This window comes from Cognatundibacterium griseum, assembly GCF_014284195.1.
Classification (GTDB): domain Bacteria; phylum Pseudomonadota; class Gammaproteobacteria; order Burkholderiales; family Burkholderiaceae_D; genus Undibacterium; species Undibacterium griseum.
On sequence record NZ_JACOGC010000005.1, the window covers coordinates 134022 to 150398 of the forward strand.

Consider the following 16377-nt stretch of genomic DNA (forward strand, 5'->3'; position numbering starts at 1 on the left):
TTATTGGCCTTCTTTCTTGCCTGCTTTAGTCGTATCAAACAGATCCGGCGTTGGCGCAGCGATCAGTTTTCCTTTTTCCATTTGCGGCATGATCGCTGCGGCATCGGCGCCATTCCTGGCCGGCGCCATCTGAGTCCGCATGTAGTCATAACGATCGATCGACACACTGCTGCTCTGCTCGGCACTGCGGACCACGACCGGACGTAAAAACACCATCAGATTGGTTTTACCGCGTTTCACAGTCTGGTATTTGAACAAATTACCGATCAATGGCAGATCACCCAGTCCCGGCACCTTCTCCACCGTGTCTGAATTACTGTCTTCGATCAGGCCACCCAGCGCCAGAATCTGGCCGTCTTCCACCAGCACATTGGTCAGGATAGAGCGTAATTTGGTGATCAGCCCGGACGTGGTGGTGGTCGCTGAGTCATCGACACTGGAGCTTTCCTGATAGATAGACAGCTTCACTGTTCCACCTTCAGAAATCTGGGGCTTGACCGCAAGTTTCAGACCGATTTCCTTACGTTCTATCGTCTGAAATGGATTCACTCCGGCAGAACCTGTCGATGCGGAAGTGGTGAACTGACCGGTGACGAATGGGACGTTTTTACCGACCACGATTTTGGCTTCTTCGTTATCGAGCGTCAGCAGGGTCGGCATGGACAAAATATTGGCATTGCCACCACTTTCCAGTGCATGCGCCAGGGCGCCGAGCCCCAACTGTCCGTTAATCTGTTTGAAAATGCCGATTGAGAGACCATTCCCCGGACTCGGTGTACTGCTGGTTGCCAGACTCAGGATATTATTGCCTGTACCAGTGAACGCCGTACCACCGCCGACACGGTAATTGCTCGTTTTATCACCAGATAATCCCAACCATTGCACACCGAATTCATTGGCTTTATCGGCATTCACCTCCACGATCAGCGCTTCGACATATACCTGGGCGCGGCGTGCATCGAGCTGGTCAATCACAGTCCGCAGGTTTTTATAGACGGCTTCACTGGCCGTGATAATCAGTGTGTTGGTCGCAGCATCCGCCTGAATGAATCCTGCTGTACCGGAGCCGGAACCTGTGCTGCCGCTGGTCGCACTAGATGATTGCGGCAAACTGAGACTGCTCGCAGTGGTGCTGTTTCCAGTAGCTGTGGACGAACCTGAGGCAACCGGGCTGTTGGTGCCATTCGCGCTGCTGCCAATGTTCGACAATCCGGTTGTTGACGGCTGTGCGCTGGTGTCTCCGGAAATGATAGAGCGCAGTGTCTGCGCCAGTTTCACGGCCTCGGCATTTTTCAGATAAACCACATGCACATTACCCGGCAAGGCCGTCGGCTGATCCAGCTTGGCAATCAGTGATTTCACCAGATTGGCACGCGCCTGTGACGGTGCGCGCAGCAGGACGGAGTTAGTGCGCGGATCAGCCATCAGCGCTACCCGCCCGCCCTCGGCTGCGGCATTGCTGTCACTGAGTTTGGTCACCAGCGTTGCAATATCGGTAGCCATGGCATATTTGACCGGAATCACATCCATATCGACATTCGCTGGTACATCCAGTGCAGCGATGATCTTATTCATGCGCTTCAAATTATCGGCGTAGTCAGTAATGACGACAGAGTTATTACCGGGATTGGCATTGATGGTATTGTTTGGCGAAATCAGCGGCCGCAGTATCGTCACCACATTTGCCGCCGATTCATAATTCAGGCGATAAACTTGTGTGGCGACCTGATCGCCTTTGACAGATTCGCTTTTCTCAGCCTGAATGGTCTGAGTCGGCCCTGGCTGCAGCTTGGCATCGGCTTCCGGCACCACTTTGTAATAGCCATCGGCATACACCACCGCATATCCCTGCAGGCGCAACGTTGAGGTCAGCAGTTTAAATGCCTGATCCTTGGTCAGCGGCTTTTCTGAAACCAGATTGACCTGCCCTTTTACCCGCGGATCAATGATGAACGTCGCACCGGTGTAATGTCCGATCGCTTTCACGACCGACTCAATATCGGCACCGACAAAATTCAGGTCTGCCGTATTTTGCGCTGCACTCTGCGCCAGTGCAGAAGCATTGAATAAACAACCGGCGGCGGTCAGCACCGCAACACCCGTCATGCTGGACCAGTGGCGCAGTGGCTTGCGTAAGAAATTGCGGGTCATAGCTGCCTTGTTTTGTGATGGATATGTTTTCATTTGAACTCTAACGCGATGATGTCCTGATCGCCGTCCTTGCGGCGCTGCCCCAGCAAATTCAAGAGATTTGCCAATTTTGCTTCCTGCCCTTCCTGTGCCCAGGCTTTACCGGAAAACTGAAAATGCCCATTGGTGATGTCACCGCTGCCGCTCAGCATCATAGGGCCTTTTTCGGTCATCAGATTCAGACTGGCATTTGCCCCCTGAAGATCGAAATTCATAACGTAGCTGCCTAAGGGGCGGATTGGCGATAAACGCGAAGCCATCTCCGTCAGGTGCAATTGTAATTGCCCGGCAGCCTGCAGCATGCGGTTGTCGCGGCTAAAGTGCAGATGATTCCAGCTCAAGAACAGCTTACCTGTCGGGCCCACTGTATTTAACGGCGCACCCAGCCCCTCAAGCCGCTCCGTAGGCAATGCCAGTTGTGCCGGACTCACCTGCCATTCCGAGAAGCTACCCTGAATATGTACAGGAGATGACAGCGACTCGCTGTTACTCAACTGCGCATCAAGCTGCCCCAAAAGAATCAGCGGAGAAATCTGCCATGAAAAACGGCCTGCAAATAAAGGTGTTACCGGTTTTTCCGCGCCGGACGCCACGCCGATAAACGCTGAGCCATGCCAGAATGATCCTTGCACATCCCCCAGACTGAAACGGCCTTGCGTCTGTTTTTCGAGAACAGCGCCCAGCCAGCTCGCCGGCAGAAAAAAGAGCACGGACAGCACAATACTGCCGATGGCAATCAGCCCCCAGGTCAGACGCGAAGACCACAAACCCGATCCCATGCGTTCAGCTCCCGCCCCGTTGCTGCTTCAGCGTCAGGCTGACGTTCACTTGCCCGGTTTCAGGCAAGGCACTGAATCTGGCTTCCTCGACTGTCAGACGCGATGATTTCTGTGCCTCAACCAGCCATTCCATCATATTTGCATAGGAAACCGCCTGTATCTGCAAGCGCACAATGTCATCCGACACATTCAGGGTTTGCGCCTTGATGCCGCGGGTAGCCAGCGATGCTTCGACAATTTCCCGGCTGACAGGCTCACTGAACTGCGCAACACTGGCAGCCAGCTGCGTATACTGTGACTGCAATGCCGTGATTTCAGCGACCTGCTGCCGCAAGACGGGAATCTGTTTCTGCAGACGGTTTCTGCCACTCCACGCCGGGTCGAAACAGATCAGATAAATCAAAGCCAGCACGACGACTGCCGCACCGCCAGTCAGCAAACGGCGTTCGCGCTGATCGCGCTGTTGCCAGAAGCGTGCGTATTCTTGTAAAAACTGTTGCAGCATCAGTGCTTTCCTCCCAGGCTGATATGCAACACACCGTCCGGTGTCGCTTCAAGCCGCATCGACTTTTCTTCCAGCGTAGCCCTTAGCTGGTCCAGCGGAATCTGCCCCGGCGACTTCACTTTCACATGCAGGGCCCGCTCTCTGTATTCAACACTGCTGACGGCCGCTGATTTACCGGCCATCACACGCTCCCATATCTGGGTGAACTGCCCGGTCATGACGGCAAAATCATTGGGGGCAAACTGCCCCGACTGGCGCTGTGCCATGCTGACTTTTTGTCGCATCTGTTCCAGCGGATCAGGGATCGTGGTTTCTTTCGGAAAGCTGTTCTGATAAGTATGCAACAGTACATCGCTGAGTCCGCGCGCTTCACGCTTGAGCCTGTACCAGTCCAGATTCAGCGCAGCCACGTTCACCAGCACGGCGGCCAGCACCAGTCGCAATGGCCAGCGCCACGCTGTCCAGTCGATGGCCGGCCGGTGAATAGCGTTGATTTCCGACAGTAAATCCGGCGTATCGGCGTTCAGCCCTGCAGTCCGCACGACCCAGCTGATGGCTTTCAAGGGATACTGGCTGGCGACAGCCTCACCCAGCGCCTGCAATTTTTGTTGCCAGGTATCCAGCGTAACGGCATCCACATACAAGGAAATTTCTGCTGCCGGCGCCAGTAATTGCAGCATCGCCGTCACCTGAGAGGCATCCGCATCCGCCAGCAACATCCCCACGCCCTGCTCCTGCTGACGCAGCAACAAGGTCAGACACCCCGCCGCATCGTCCAGTACGGCAACGCCGGATTGCCCTTCTGCCGGTTGCTGTACCGCCAGTTGCGCCGGAAAGGCAGCAATTTTTTTCACCGGCCAGTCTTTGACCTGTTCAGCGACAAGATCCAGCCAGCGTCTGTCGGTGACTGCGACACTGACCTTTCCCTCCCGCACCGGCGCTGCCGCCAGCACCACTTCCGCAGGATCGCTGACGATCTGTTCTTCGAGCATATTCGGCAGAGCGCTCTTCAATTTCATGCCGGACATCGGCGGCACTTTGATCTGTTGCAGACTCACATCGGATGCCGCCAGCAACAGACTGACTTGTCGCACTTCACCGCTCAGTGAGCGCAATTCGGCAAAGGTTTTCCGGCCCTGTTGCAGCACATGCCCTTCGGCAGACATCAGCGCAAATGGCAAGGCGCCAGTCAGCAGGCCCGGCTGATTCTGCACGCTCATTCTGGCGGGCAAAGAAATATAAAGTGTACTTGCCATATTCAAATTTAATTATCCCTGACCCACAATACGGTCGTTGCACCATCATCGGCGCGCTCAATCAATGCGCTGACATCCATCAGCGAGCGATTCATTTTCACTTTGCCGTTCACCACAAAAAACTGGGTCCAGACCTGGATATCCTTATCCGTCGTCGTTTTACCCTTATCCGGAAAACGCTGATGAAAATCCGCCAAATCACGGAAATACGCGCGGTCACGGCTGGCGACCATCAACGCGGCATCCGCCATGCTGACGCCTTCGATCCTGGCTGCCAGCACTTCTGCCGGCGCCGTATTCAGATTCACCGCCGTAGTGGCTGTTTTGCGCGGCAACACCATGACATAAGAACGGAGTTTTTCCACGATTTCCGGCGTATAACCGGAAACTGCAAGCAGATCTTCCACCTGTACCGGGCGCAAGAATTGTACTTCAGTACGGTTGTTCGCAGAGTCAGTTTTTGTATTTTCCACACTACTCCCGGCGCGGGCAGCACTGGCAGGGGAACTGTCCGGCGCTCCGGCCGGTGTTTTGATCTGAGGCTGGCTGGCTGCGATCATGTCAGCGGCTGCCTGCGCCAGGTCGGGCGACAGCCGCAGATTCGCCAGCAACCGGGAAAATGCCGCCAGTTCGCGCGGATCAATCACACCGTTGGTCGCCAGATTATTCAGATTGTATGAGGCCTGAGCATCAACGATCTGGCCTGACAGGGTGGCATCACTCTCCTCTGTCTCTGCCCGGCCATTTTCCACATACTGGTCGAGACGGGTATCTGCCAGTTTCACGGCCCACGGCTCCCCCAGATAGTCCACCTTGGCGGACTGGCGCGCATCTTCACGCAGGATCAGCCGCGCCCAGTCAATCGCACCACGCAATATCCATTTTTTTTGTAATTGCATGCGCTGGTTTTCAATCGACCGCACCTGAACCTGTTGCTGCCAGAACAGACTGGCGACGATGGTAATGGCCAGCGTGGTCAGCAACAGTGCCGTCACCACGGCAACGCCTCGCTGCCTGCGCATTGGTCTTGAGAGCCTCATCAGCCGGCTCCCAGCAAAAATACTTTGATCATCGGCGCACTCTGCCCCTGCACCAGCAAAGAGACTTCCAGTCCGGTCAGTTTTGCAGTTTTATTCAGGGAGTCTGCCGCAATGCCGTTTTTGACCTTGTTTTGATCAGTCGTATTCTGCACATCGCTGCCACCGACCCGCCAGCCGGTTTCCCCCAGCTTCCAGGTCCGCATCGCGATCTGCGCCACGTCTTTTTGCAACACGATACGACCCCAGCTGTCGCTGTCATCGGCGGCATTTTGCCAATCCTGCTTCAATACTGCCAGCTCCCGCGTCGGCAACGATTCGCGTCGCGCCAGCTGGCTGTCATTCACGCTGTACACCACGATCTGATAGCGGGTCGGCTGATTTTCTTCAGACACACTGCGGATCAGCATCAGTTTGTTGCCGGCGGCACTGAGCACGCTGCGCCCCGGCATCAGTCCGGCATCGATGAGATGAGCGCCGTCATTTTCGATCTGCGCAAAAGCCAGCTGAATACCGCGCGTCTGCTCCATGCTGGCATTTAATGCAATCCTGGCACGCACAATACTGTCAAGACCGCGCCACCCCAGAACCGCCACAATCGCCAGGATAGTGATGGCAACCAGCAGCTCAATCAGCGTGAAGCCGCGACTGGCGTTGATTTGAGACTGTGCGGGAATCCGGTCACAAGGCATTCGGCACCACCTGCGTCAGCTTGATGATGTGACGCTCTGGTCTGGCTGTCTCATAGACAAACACCTCAACCCGGCGAAAAGAGGGGTTCGGCGTGGCGATGACATGCTCTTCGCAGGTTAATTGCAGATCGGCCTGCGGACAGTCAAAACTGCGCTCGCCAAATGCCGGCCACTCTCTTGCCAGCCGTATCTGCGCCAGACGGTTTTCTGCAGACCAGGTCGCCATGAGCGAGGTTCTGAGGTCGCTGCTGTTTTGCGTCAGACTGCCGACTGCCCGCAGGCTGGCACCGAGTGCGGTGCCGACGATCACCAGCGCCACCAGCACTTCGAGCAGAGTAAATCCGCGGGAACGGAAAGAAGAAATATCCGGGTTCATTTTATTCCACCAAAAAATGCCCAATGCCATCAGCCCGGATCCGCACACTGCTGTCACCCGACTGCAAGGTCAGAATAAATGGTTTATCGACCGGCTCCCTGCCAAACACCACGCGCATGGGCATGGTCTGAAACGGAACGGGTTCCATTTGCAGCTTCACGGGGGATAATTCGAAATTGCGTTCGCGCAGCAGATCATCTTTCAGCGGAAGCCAGATCCGGTCTTCGCGGATCTGGAAACGGTAACCGGACTGGTCGGCCTCAAACGCAACCGGCAGATTGCGCAGGATCGCTTCATCGCGCGCCAGTTGCATCAGCAAAGCAATCCGTCGCGCGTCATTTTCCAGCCGCTGGCGCTGATCTGGCATGGCGTTAAAACTCACTACGCCAAGCATGATGCCGACGATGACGAGAACCACCAGTAATTCCAGCAGCGTGAACCCCTGCTGCCTGCGCACAGATTTCATCCGCCTGCTTTACATGTCCCAGGAGCCGATGTCGGCATCCTTATCGACACCGCCGGGCTGACCATCAGCGCCGTAGGAAAACACATCGACCTCACCCTTGATGCCCGGGGACAGATACTGATACGGATTCCCCCAGGGATCTTTCGGCAATTTCTCAATATAACCGCCGGTTTTCCAGCCATTCGCGGCAGGGCCGGTCGTCGGTTTCACGATCAGTGCCTGCAGGCCCTGCTCCGTGGTCGGATAACGCTGGTTGTCCAGACGGTACAGCTTCAGCGCCTGCATCAGGGTGGCGATATCCTGCCGTGCGGCAGAAATACGGGCATCATCGGTACGACCCATGAGCTTGGGCACCACCAGCGCCGCCAGGATTCCCATGATGACCACCACCACCATGATTTCGATAAGCGTAAATCCACGTGCGCGGCGCTTTGCCGGAGGAACGGACATAGTCTGAAAATTCAACATAAACACTTCGGTCAAAAAAAGTTCAACATGAAAAAACAAGCGCTGCTTGCGGCGCATCGCAGTATAAAACGGGAATACAACAGGATGATTAACTGTTACTCAAAAATAACAAAAAAAACATCAAAAACAGATACTCCCCCATCATTTCTTTAAAAACAGCCCAGCGTCCTTATTCAATAAGGGAAATTTCATATACTCCCCCCAGTATATTCAAGCATATTTCAGCTCAGCTTCAGGGGCAGGCTACGCAAGCGCTGGCCGGTCAGCATGAACACGGCATTGGCGACTGCCGGCGCAACCGGCGGCACACCAGGCTCACCAATTCCCTCCGGCGGCTCTGCGCTTGGCACGATCACCACCTCCACGTGCGGCGCTTCGTTCATACGCAACACGGCATAATCATGGAAATTGGTTTGCTGAACCTGTCCGTCTTTGATCGTGACCTCGCCGTACAACGCGGCACTCAGGCCGAATATCACGGCGGACTCCATCTGCTGCATGATGATGTTGGGGTTGACTGCGATCCCGCAATCGACCGCACACACCACGCGGTGCACGCGAATCTGCCCATCATGCACAGACACTTCGGCCACCTGCGCCACAATGCTGCCAAAAGAGCGGTGCAACGCAATGCCATGCGCCCTGCCTTCGGGAGCCGTACCCGCTTTATTCAGCGCTGCGTCCAGTACGGTCAGGTGACGCCGCTGATTGCTCAGCAGCTCACGCCGGAATGCCGCCGGCTGCTTACCCGCGGCGTGCGCCAGTTCGTCAACGAAACTTTCTTTGAAAAATGCATTATGCGAATGCCCCACCGAACGCCAGTACCCCAGCGGCACCGGAGTCGGCACGATCACATGCGCAATCTTCTGGTGCGGGAACTGATACGATGTATCGTATTCACCTTCGGCTGTGGTTTTATCTGGTCCGGCTCCCATCAGGCCAAACGTGCGCTTGAGCACCTGATGAGTGATTGATCCGGAGGCTGATTTATTGTCATAAGCAATCACACGCCCCTGCGCATCCAGTGCTGCGCTGAAACGTGCCAGCGCGGCAGGCCGGTAGACATCATGCGTGATGTCCTCTTCCCGGCTCCAGACCAGCTTCACTGGTAATCCCCCCGTTTTACGGGCGACGGCAACGGCCTGCAGCACCATGTCGACTTCCAGGCGGCGTCCGAAACCGCCGCCGAGGAAACTCATGTGCAGATTCACCTGTTCAGCCGGAATGCCAGCTGCCTTGGCAGCGACATCGACCGCAATGCTCGGCACCTGTGTTGATACCCACACATCCAGCCTGCCTTCTTTCAGCTGTGCCGTGCAGTTAATAGGTTCCATGGCGGCATGCGCCAAAAACGGCGCGCGGTATTCTGCCTGCACCTTTTTCACAGCGTCGGCGCTGTTCAGCATGGCAGGGGCATCACCCTGCCGGTAATAGGTGAAGCCGGATTCACTGTCGATTTTTTCCGCCAGCTCCTGAAATACTTTCGCAGTCGTCAAATCAGCATGCGGGCCGGGGTTCCACTCCAGCGGCAATGCAGCCAACGCCTTTTTGGCATGCCAGTAACTGTCTGCCACTACCGCAACACCGGCTACGCCGGCCGGCCCTGCTTCTGCGGAAAAATCGACCACATGACGCACACCCGGCAAGCCCTGAACAGCCTGCACATCGACATGCTTAACAGTACCGCCAATCACAGGACTCATCTTTAGCGCGGCATACAGCAAACCCTCAGGTCGCGCATCAATTCCATATTGTGCGGAACCATCGGTTTTGCTGCGGGTATCGGTACGCGCCTGTGGATGGCCGATCAAGGTAAACGCCTTCGGGTCTTTCAGCGTCACTGACTCTGGTCGCGCATTCACTGCCTTGGCTGCCAGCACGCCATAGGCCAGTTGTTTTCCCGCCGCGTTTTTGACCAGGCCGTTTTCCGTACGGCACTGGCTCGCAGCGACCTGCCACTCCTGCGCAGCCGCGGCCACCAGCATAGCGCGCGCGGTGGCGCCCGCTTCACGCAAGGGTGTCCAGGCATCCTTGACACTGGAAGAGCCGCCAGTCACCTGCAGACCAAGTTCACGCGCGGTTTTCAGTGTCATCCACTGCGCAAAACGCTTCACCGTTCCCTGATCATCCGGATGAAACGGCAAGCCGTCCGCCAGCATCGCCATGTTGCCGTAAATTTTATCGACCGGCGCATGCATCGTTCTGATCATGTGCATCGGCACATCCAGTTCTTCAGCCACCAGCATCTGCAACGCGGTATGAATCCCCTGCCCCATTTCACTGCGGTGCATGGCAACCGTCACAATGCCGTCAGCGGCAATCTTGATCCAGCCATTGAGCGCCACTTCACCCTGCACGACCGGCAGAGGATGTGCGCCATTCAAACGCTGGCGCGGCGGCATGACTCCCCAGCCCACCACCAGCGCACCGGCAGATCCCAGGCCTCCCAGAATAAAACGCCGGCGGCTCTTTTTAATTTGCGTCATCTTTGTCTCCGTTTTTGTTTTTACTGCCGCAGGATTTGTGCTGCGGTCCAATCCCGCTCATCAATGTTACGAATTACGATGAGGATAACCTTGCGCGGCAATCCTCTGCCAAATGACTTCTTTCTGCTCTGCATCCATAAAAACCCATTCCGCCACTTCGGCAACCGTGCGGCCGCACCCCCGGCAAACCTCATCAAAGGTTGTGGAGCACACCGCCACGCAAGGAGTATCCGGTCTTTCTTTTGTTTCACTCATGATTCATCATCCGCACAGCCAGTTCACGTCCTGCAAGCCGGATTATCAAACCGGCTGCAATCCGGCATTTTAAAGACACAATAGTAACGCAAACCCCGGCAGAATCCCGCCGGGGCAATTTGGTGACTCCTTCTATTTCCTGCACAAATGCCTTTCCCGGACAAACCTGGATTGACAGCACCCCATGATCGGCAGGAAAATTGCGGCTCAGCGAGGGGTTTCCGGCATTGGTACGATACAAGCCCCCTCCTGCAATTTCCGGTCAGATACCGACTCAGGCCGGCTCTCCGATATTTTACAAACACCCTGACACTGACAGCCTCTTCCGCTTTATCCCGGAATGGCCTGAGAGATACCCTATTCATGGCACAAGATTTTTTCCAGACACTGATTCTTTTGATTATCGTGACCGATCCGTTTGGCAATGTCCCGATTTTCGTCAGTGCGCTCTCTCATGTTTCCCCCGAAAGGCGCTGGCGCGTTATCGTGCGCGAATGCGCGATCGCTTTTATCCTGCTGTTGCTGTTTATGTTTTTCGGGAAAAACTTTCTGACCGCGCTGCAACTCTCCGAAGTCTCGATCCGTATCGGCGGCGGCGTCATTCTGTTCCTGATTGCTTTGCGCATGGTGTTTCCGCAGGAAGGGGGCATTTTCGGGGATACGGAAGGAAATCACGAGCCATTTATTGTCCCGCTGGCCATTCCTGCGCTGGCGGGTCCGTCTGCGCTGGCGACTGTGCTGTTATTTTCTTCCGATAACAGCCAGGAGATGCTGGTTCATCTTGGCGCCCTGACCGCCGTTGCGGTTGTCTGGCTGGTGGTGCTGCTCAGCGCCGAACGCATGCAGCAGGTGCTCGGGTCGCGGGTCATGACCGCATTCGAACGGTTGATGGGGCTGATACTCGCTGCCATGTCAATTGAAATGCTGCTGACCGGTATCCGGGAATACATCAAGACGCTGTAATCACGTGTCCTGCGGATCAGCCAGCACACTTGTCAGTGACCGTCCTGGCTGGTCCGCACTGCGGCCGGCTGCACCCGCTCTGCCGCAAACAGCTTACTGTTAAAAGTGAAGTAACCCAGTAAAAACAGGACCAGTGCAATGACGAACTGTTTCCAGAACTGGCGATTCATCTGACGTCTCCATGCGTATTTTTAAAAATAGTTTCTCTGCCGCGCTGATGCACATTATCCTGACGAGGCATGACAGCAGATACCGGCAGATAACACGACATCCCACACGACAAAGACCGATTGCGCCAGCCGGATCATTGGATGTCAGTCCCGGATTTCTGCTAAATAATTTTTTCAGCTTCAAAGCGTGCGATATCCGCCTCGCTATATCCCAGTGCCCCCAAGACCGCATGGTTATGCTCTCCGAGACGCGGCCCCAGCCATTGAGTCTGCCCCGGTGTTTCAGACATTTTCGGCGTAATCGCGGGTAGTTTCACTGCGCTGCCATCAGCGAACTGATGCTGCTCAAACATATTGCGCGCCAGGAACTGCGGATCCTGCATCATATCCCGCACTGAATAAATCTTCCCCACCGGAACATCCGCCGCTCTCAGTGTCTGCAAAGCCGTTTCAATTTGCTGCGTATCACACCAGCCTTGGATGGCCGCATCAATTTCAGCGGTACGCTGCACCCGGCCATCATTGCGGACCAGCTCCGGATCGTGCGCCAGATCATCGCGCTGTATCGCCTTCATGAGACGATGGAAAATCGCATCGCCATTACCCGCAATCACAATATTTTCACCATCGGCAGTGGTGTAGGTATTCGACGGAACGATGCCGGGCAATGCGCCCCCGGTACGCTCCCGCACCACACCTGCCACATCGAATTCCGGCACCAGTGACTCCATCAGATTAAAGACGGACTCGTACAATGCCACGTCCACCATTTGCCCCTGCCCCGCCTGGCAAGCCTCACCTGTTTTGCCGTTCCAGCGACCGCCGGTCACATCACGATGACGCAGTGCCATCATCGCCCCGATAACCCCGTGTAACGCTGCCACAGAATCACCGATCGAAATGCCAACTCTGACCGGCGGACGATCAGGATGACCCGATACATACCGCAAACCGCCCATTGATTCACCAATTGCGCCAAAGCCAGGCAAATCGCGCATTGGACCAGTCTGGCCGTACCCGGAAAGCCGCACCATGATGGTGGCCGGATTGACTGCTTTTAACTGCGCATAACCGAGCTGCCACTTCTCCAGCACGCCAGGGCGGTAATTTTCGATAATGATGTCGGCATCCAGCGCCAGACGCCGTGCGATGTTCTGCCCCTCCGCACTTTTCATATTCAGCGTGACACTTTTTTTATTCCGCGCCTGCACACTCCACCACAAGGAGGTCCCATCTTTCAATACCCGCCACTGCCGTAGCGGATCGCCGCCATCCGGCGATTCGATCTTGATGACTTCGGCACCGAATTCTGCCAGCATGCGCGAACAAAATGGACCGGCTATCAGTGTGCCAAGTTCCAGCACCCGGATGCCTGACAGCGGTCCGGTATTTTTTTGGGTCATGATATGGATTTCATGTTTGGTTGGATCATCACTGTATGCCCGGCACACTCGCTCTGTCAGATGCCCCGGCAAGACTCAGGCGCTGCGCCTGTCCAGCATGGCGCGGGCAATTGTGCCGGCATCAACATATTCCAGCTCACCACCGACAGGAACACCGCGCGCCAGCCGGCTGACTTTCAATCCGCGGGCTTTAAGCATCTCGCCGATATAATGCGCGGTGGCCTCACCTTCATTCGTGAAATTGGTGGCCAGCACGACTTCCTGCACGATCCCGTCGGTCGCACGGGCAATCAGCCGTTCCAGATAGATATCCCTCGGTCCGATTCCATCCAGCGGTGACAGACGCCCCATCAATACGAAGTACAGTCCCTTGTAGGTCAGGGTCTGCTCGATCATCATCTGATCTGAAGGTGTCTCGACAACGCACAGCAGCGTACCGTCACGCTGCGCATCCTGGCAGGTTTCGCAGATTTCAATTTCGGTGAAGGTATTGCAGGAGGAGCAGTGATGAATGCGGTCCATCGCATTCAACAAAGCATGGCCCAGCGTTGACGCGGCCTCCCGGTCATGTTGCAACAAATGGTAAGCCATGCGCTGCGCCGATTTCGGCCCGACTCCGGGCAGGCGGCGCAATGCATCAGCCAGTGCTTCGAGACTGCCGGTTTTCTTCACGGTCAGAACGGCATTTTGAAGCCGGGCGGCAATGGCATACCGGCCGTCAGCCCGGACATTTTTTCCTGCGTGGTCGCCTCTGCCTTGCGTACGGCATCGTTAAACGCGGCCGCCACCAGGTCTTCCAGCATATCCTTATCATCAGTCAGCAATGACGGATCGATCGTGACGCGCTTCACATCATTTTTACAGGTCATCACCACCTTCACCAGCCCGGCACCGGCCTGACCTTCCACCTCGATCAGCGCCAGCTGATCCTGGGCTTTTTTCATGTTGTCCTGCATCGCCTGCGCCTGCTTCATCAGACCCGCGAGTTGATTTTTCATCATGGATACTTCTCCTGAAAATGGAATAATTTGAATTTAAAAAACAGAGAAAAGAATCAGACCGGGCGCACGCTGCCAGTCACGATGACGGCACCGAATTCACGCATCAGAGTCTGCACAAAATGGTCTTTCCGGATGGATTGTTCCGCCTGTTTCTGGCGCAATTCCCGTTCGGCAATCGCCTCTGCGTTGGCAGTCAGCTCCACTGCGCCGATCTTATGCTCGACGCGGACGGTCCTGGAAAATCGTTCGGAAAGCGCTGCCGCCAGCTTGTCGCTGCTCCCCGCCGACAGCAAAGTAGGAAGCGGCACGCGTAATTCAAAGACCCAGGCACTGCCTTCCTGCCGGCAATCAGCCAGTTCGCTTTGCTGCGCCAGCTGCTGCGTCACTCCGCGTACCGGCAGGTTGGCTGCCAGTGTCGGCCAGCGCCCATCCCAGTCCAGCGCCGCAACAGGCGCCTGCCACAACTGACGGTCAAGCACGACAGGCTCTGAGGCGGACATTGCGCCGGACTGATGCGCAACAGGCACATCATCCGCACCCTGTGTATGCGAAACATCAGCCGGTAAATTCCGGCTTGTTCCCGCCGTATTTTTTGCCACCGATACTTGCAGTATGTCGTCATCCCAAGGCGGCGGCATATCATCCATCGTCAGGGACTGTGCTTCCATCGGCACAGGCATATCAGGCTCCGCCGGGGAAAAGTCCGGTGTGGAAACGCTGCCTGCAGGTTGCGCATCAGCCAAATTTTCCGCTGCCATGCGTGGTGATGGCTGAGGTGGAATATCCGTTGCTGCTTTTTTTTCCACTGCCGGAGCCACTGCCGGAGCCTCTGTCGCAGAGTGAACTACTGGTATGACTGGTGCGGCCGGTTGCGCAGCATTTCCCCCTGTACCTTTGACACCGGCGCTGGCGGCCCGTGCGGCGGCCAACGCAGCCATTACAGGGCTCACGGTTTTTTGTGCCGGTGTGCCAGCCGCAGGCGTGATGTCTGCCGTTGCGGAATTCCGCACCTGAGCCACTACCGGCGGAGAAACTGGATTCACATTGCCGGCTGGCACCGCAGCTCTGGCCGGCGCGGAAACGGACAACGCTGCCGAAGATTGCGCATTTTGTGCCACCGTTGCCTTGACGCCGGAAGGTGTGGCCTGCGGTGAGGACGGCGGCAAGACAGCTCTTGCCGTGCCCCCCCCGGAAGAAGTCGCCCCAGTACCTGCCACTTCGCCACCTTCTGTCGGTCGAAAGGCCAGCATACGCAACAAAGTCATGCTGAAACCGGCATATTCATCAGGAGCCAGCGCCAGCTCATTACGGCCATGCACTGCGATCTGATAATACAGTTGAATCTCTTCTTTGGAAAAAACAGATGCCAGGCGCAATACCTGCTCTCTTTCCGGCAAATCCTCCGCCACAGCAGCAGGCACGAGTTGCGCTACCGCGATCTGATGCAACAGCGTACCGAGATCCTGCAAAGCCGCCTTGTACGACAGGCTGCGCGCGGCCATTTCATCGGCGACATCCAGCAAAGCCTTGCCATCATTGACTGCCAGCGCATCAAGCAGACGAATCAGATATGACTGATCCAGCGCTCCCAGCATACCCTGTACCGACTCCAGACTCACCTGACCGGCCGCATAAGCAATCGCCTGATCGGTCAGAGACAGCGCATCACGCATGGAACCCTGTGCGCCCTGTGCAAGTAAACGCAGTGCAGAAACATCAAAACCAATCTGCTCCTGCGTCAGGATATTTTCAAGGTGACCGATGATATGACCCGGCGGCATCTGCTTCAGATTGAATTGCAGACAGCGGGACAAAACCGTCACGGGAATTTTCTGCGGGTCTGTCGTCGCCAGAATGAATTTCACATGCTCCGGCGGCTCTTCGAGAGTCTTGAGCATCGCATTAAACGCATGATTCGTCAGCATGTGTACTTCGTCAATCATATACACTTTAAAGCGCGCATTCGATGGTGCATAAATGGCCTGCTCCAGCAGCGACGCCATTTCATCCACGCCGCGGTTCGATGCGGCATCCATCTCGATGTAATCGACGAAACGCCCGGCATCAATCGCCGTGCAGGCTTCACAGACACCGCAAGGATTGGCGGTAATGCCCTGCTCGCAATTAAAAGACTTGGCGAGAATCCGCGACAGCGTCGTTTTACCGACACCGCGGGTACCGGTGAACAGATAGGCATGGTGCAGCCGCTGCTGCTCCAGTGCATGCGTTAAGGCACGAACCACGTGCTCCTGACCCACCAGAGTCTGAAAACTTCTGGGGCGGTATTTTCGGGCGAGAACTTGATATGACATGCTGAGATTTTACCCTAT

17 protein-coding genes are annotated in these 16377 nt (G+C 56.0%); 1 reads left to right on the forward strand and 16 read right to left on the reverse strand.

Annotated features, from left to right (window positions below):
- The 11 genes from gspD to H8K27_RS12985 all read right to left on the reverse strand — a co-directional run bounded on the left by gspD (position 1) and on the right by H8K27_RS12985 (position 10510).
- Positions 1-2184 carry a type II secretion system secretin GspD gene (gspD, locus tag H8K27_RS12935; protein WP_230419284.1) on the reverse strand — a complete coding sequence of 728 codons (2184 nt, stop codon included), beginning with the start codon at positions 2182-2184 and terminating at the stop codon, positions 1-3.
- Complete coding sequence (gene gspN / locus H8K27_RS12940) at positions 2181-2969, reverse strand: type II secretion system protein N (protein ID WP_186863596.1); 789 nt, start codon at positions 2967-2969, stop codon at positions 2181-2183. The genes gspD and gspN overlap by 4 nt, the downstream gene beginning before the upstream one ends.
- Before the next feature lie 4 nt (positions 2970-2973).
- On the reverse strand, positions 2974-3474 hold the full coding sequence (gene gspM / locus H8K27_RS12945) for a type II secretion system protein GspM (protein ID WP_186863597.1): 501 nt from the start codon (positions 3472-3474) through the stop codon (positions 2974-2976).
- Complete coding sequence (gene gspL, locus H8K27_RS12950; protein WP_186863598.1) at positions 3474-4730, reverse strand: type II secretion system protein GspL; 1257 nt, start codon at positions 4728-4730, stop codon at positions 3474-3476. Before gspL ends, gspM begins: the two co-directional genes overlap by 1 nt.
- 8 nt (positions 4731-4738) lie before the next feature.
- Positions 4739-5770, reverse strand: a complete 1032-nt coding sequence (gspK, locus tag H8K27_RS12955; RefSeq protein WP_186863599.1) for a type II secretion system minor pseudopilin GspK — start codon at positions 5768-5770, stop codon at positions 4739-4741.
- On the reverse strand, positions 5770-6459 hold the full coding sequence (locus H8K27_RS12960) for a PulJ/GspJ family protein (protein WP_186863600.1): 690 nt from the start codon (positions 6457-6459) through the stop codon (positions 5770-5772). The genes gspK and H8K27_RS12960 overlap by 1 nt, the downstream gene beginning before the upstream one ends.
- Positions 6449-6835 (reverse strand): type II secretion system minor pseudopilin GspI, encoded by a 387-nt coding sequence (gspI, locus tag H8K27_RS12965; protein ID WP_186863601.1) that lies wholly within the window; start codon positions 6833-6835, stop codon positions 6449-6451. The genes H8K27_RS12960 and gspI overlap by 11 nt, the downstream gene beginning before the upstream one ends.
- Position 6836: 1 nt before the next feature.
- Positions 6837-7301 carry a GspH/FimT family pseudopilin gene (locus H8K27_RS12970; RefSeq protein WP_186863602.1) on the reverse strand — a complete coding sequence of 155 codons (465 nt, stop codon included), beginning with the start codon at positions 7299-7301 and terminating at the stop codon, positions 6837-6839.
- A gap of 9 nt (positions 7302-7310) precedes the next feature.
- A complete protein-coding gene (gspG, locus tag H8K27_RS12975) occupies positions 7311-7769 on the reverse strand; it encodes a type II secretion system major pseudopilin GspG (protein ID WP_329604402.1) in 459 nt (152 codons plus the stop codon).
- A 221-nt stretch (positions 7770-7990) separates the two neighbouring features.
- Positions 7991-10255 carry a xanthine dehydrogenase family protein molybdopterin-binding subunit gene (locus H8K27_RS12980; protein ID WP_186863603.1) on the reverse strand — a complete coding sequence of 755 codons (2265 nt, stop codon included), beginning with the start codon at positions 10253-10255 and terminating at the stop codon, positions 7991-7993.
- 66 nt (positions 10256-10321) lie between these two features.
- Complete coding sequence (locus H8K27_RS12985; RefSeq protein ID WP_186863604.1) at positions 10322-10510, reverse strand: DUF1289 domain-containing protein; 189 nt, start codon at positions 10508-10510, stop codon at positions 10322-10324.
- Positions 10511-10873: 363 nt separating this feature from the next.
- Between H8K27_RS12985 and H8K27_RS12990 the strand changes: the two genes are divergently transcribed.
- Positions 10874-11473, forward strand: coding sequence for a MarC family protein (locus H8K27_RS12990; protein ID WP_186863605.1), 600 nt, complete (start codon positions 10874-10876; stop codon positions 11471-11473).
- A gap of 32 nt (positions 11474-11505) precedes the next feature.
- Here H8K27_RS12990 and H8K27_RS12995 read toward each other — a convergent pair whose 3' ends face one another.
- From H8K27_RS12995 to H8K27_RS13015, 5 genes are all read right to left on the reverse strand, one after another.
- Positions 11506-11643: a hypothetical protein gene (locus tag H8K27_RS12995; protein ID WP_186863606.1), complete on the reverse strand. Its 138-nt coding sequence runs from the start codon at positions 11641-11643 to the stop codon at positions 11506-11508.
- 161 nt (positions 11644-11804) lie between these two features.
- A complete protein-coding gene (locus tag H8K27_RS13000) occupies positions 11805-13046 on the reverse strand; it encodes a CaiB/BaiF CoA transferase family protein (protein WP_186863607.1) in 1242 nt (413 codons plus the stop codon).
- A 75-nt stretch (positions 13047-13121) separates the two neighbouring features.
- Positions 13122-13718 (reverse strand): recombination mediator RecR, encoded by a 597-nt coding sequence (gene recR / locus H8K27_RS13005; protein ID WP_186863608.1) that lies wholly within the window; start codon positions 13716-13718, stop codon positions 13122-13124.
- A gap of 2 nt (positions 13719-13720) precedes the next feature.
- Entirely contained in the window at positions 13721-14047 is a 327-nt protein-coding gene (locus H8K27_RS13010) for a YbaB/EbfC family nucleoid-associated protein (protein ID WP_186863609.1), read from the reverse strand.
- Between the two features lie 53 nt (positions 14048-14100).
- Entirely contained in the window at positions 14101-16359 is a 2259-nt protein-coding gene (locus H8K27_RS13015; protein WP_186863610.1) for a DNA polymerase III subunit gamma/tau, read from the reverse strand.
- Positions 16360-16377 lie beyond the last annotated feature (18 nt).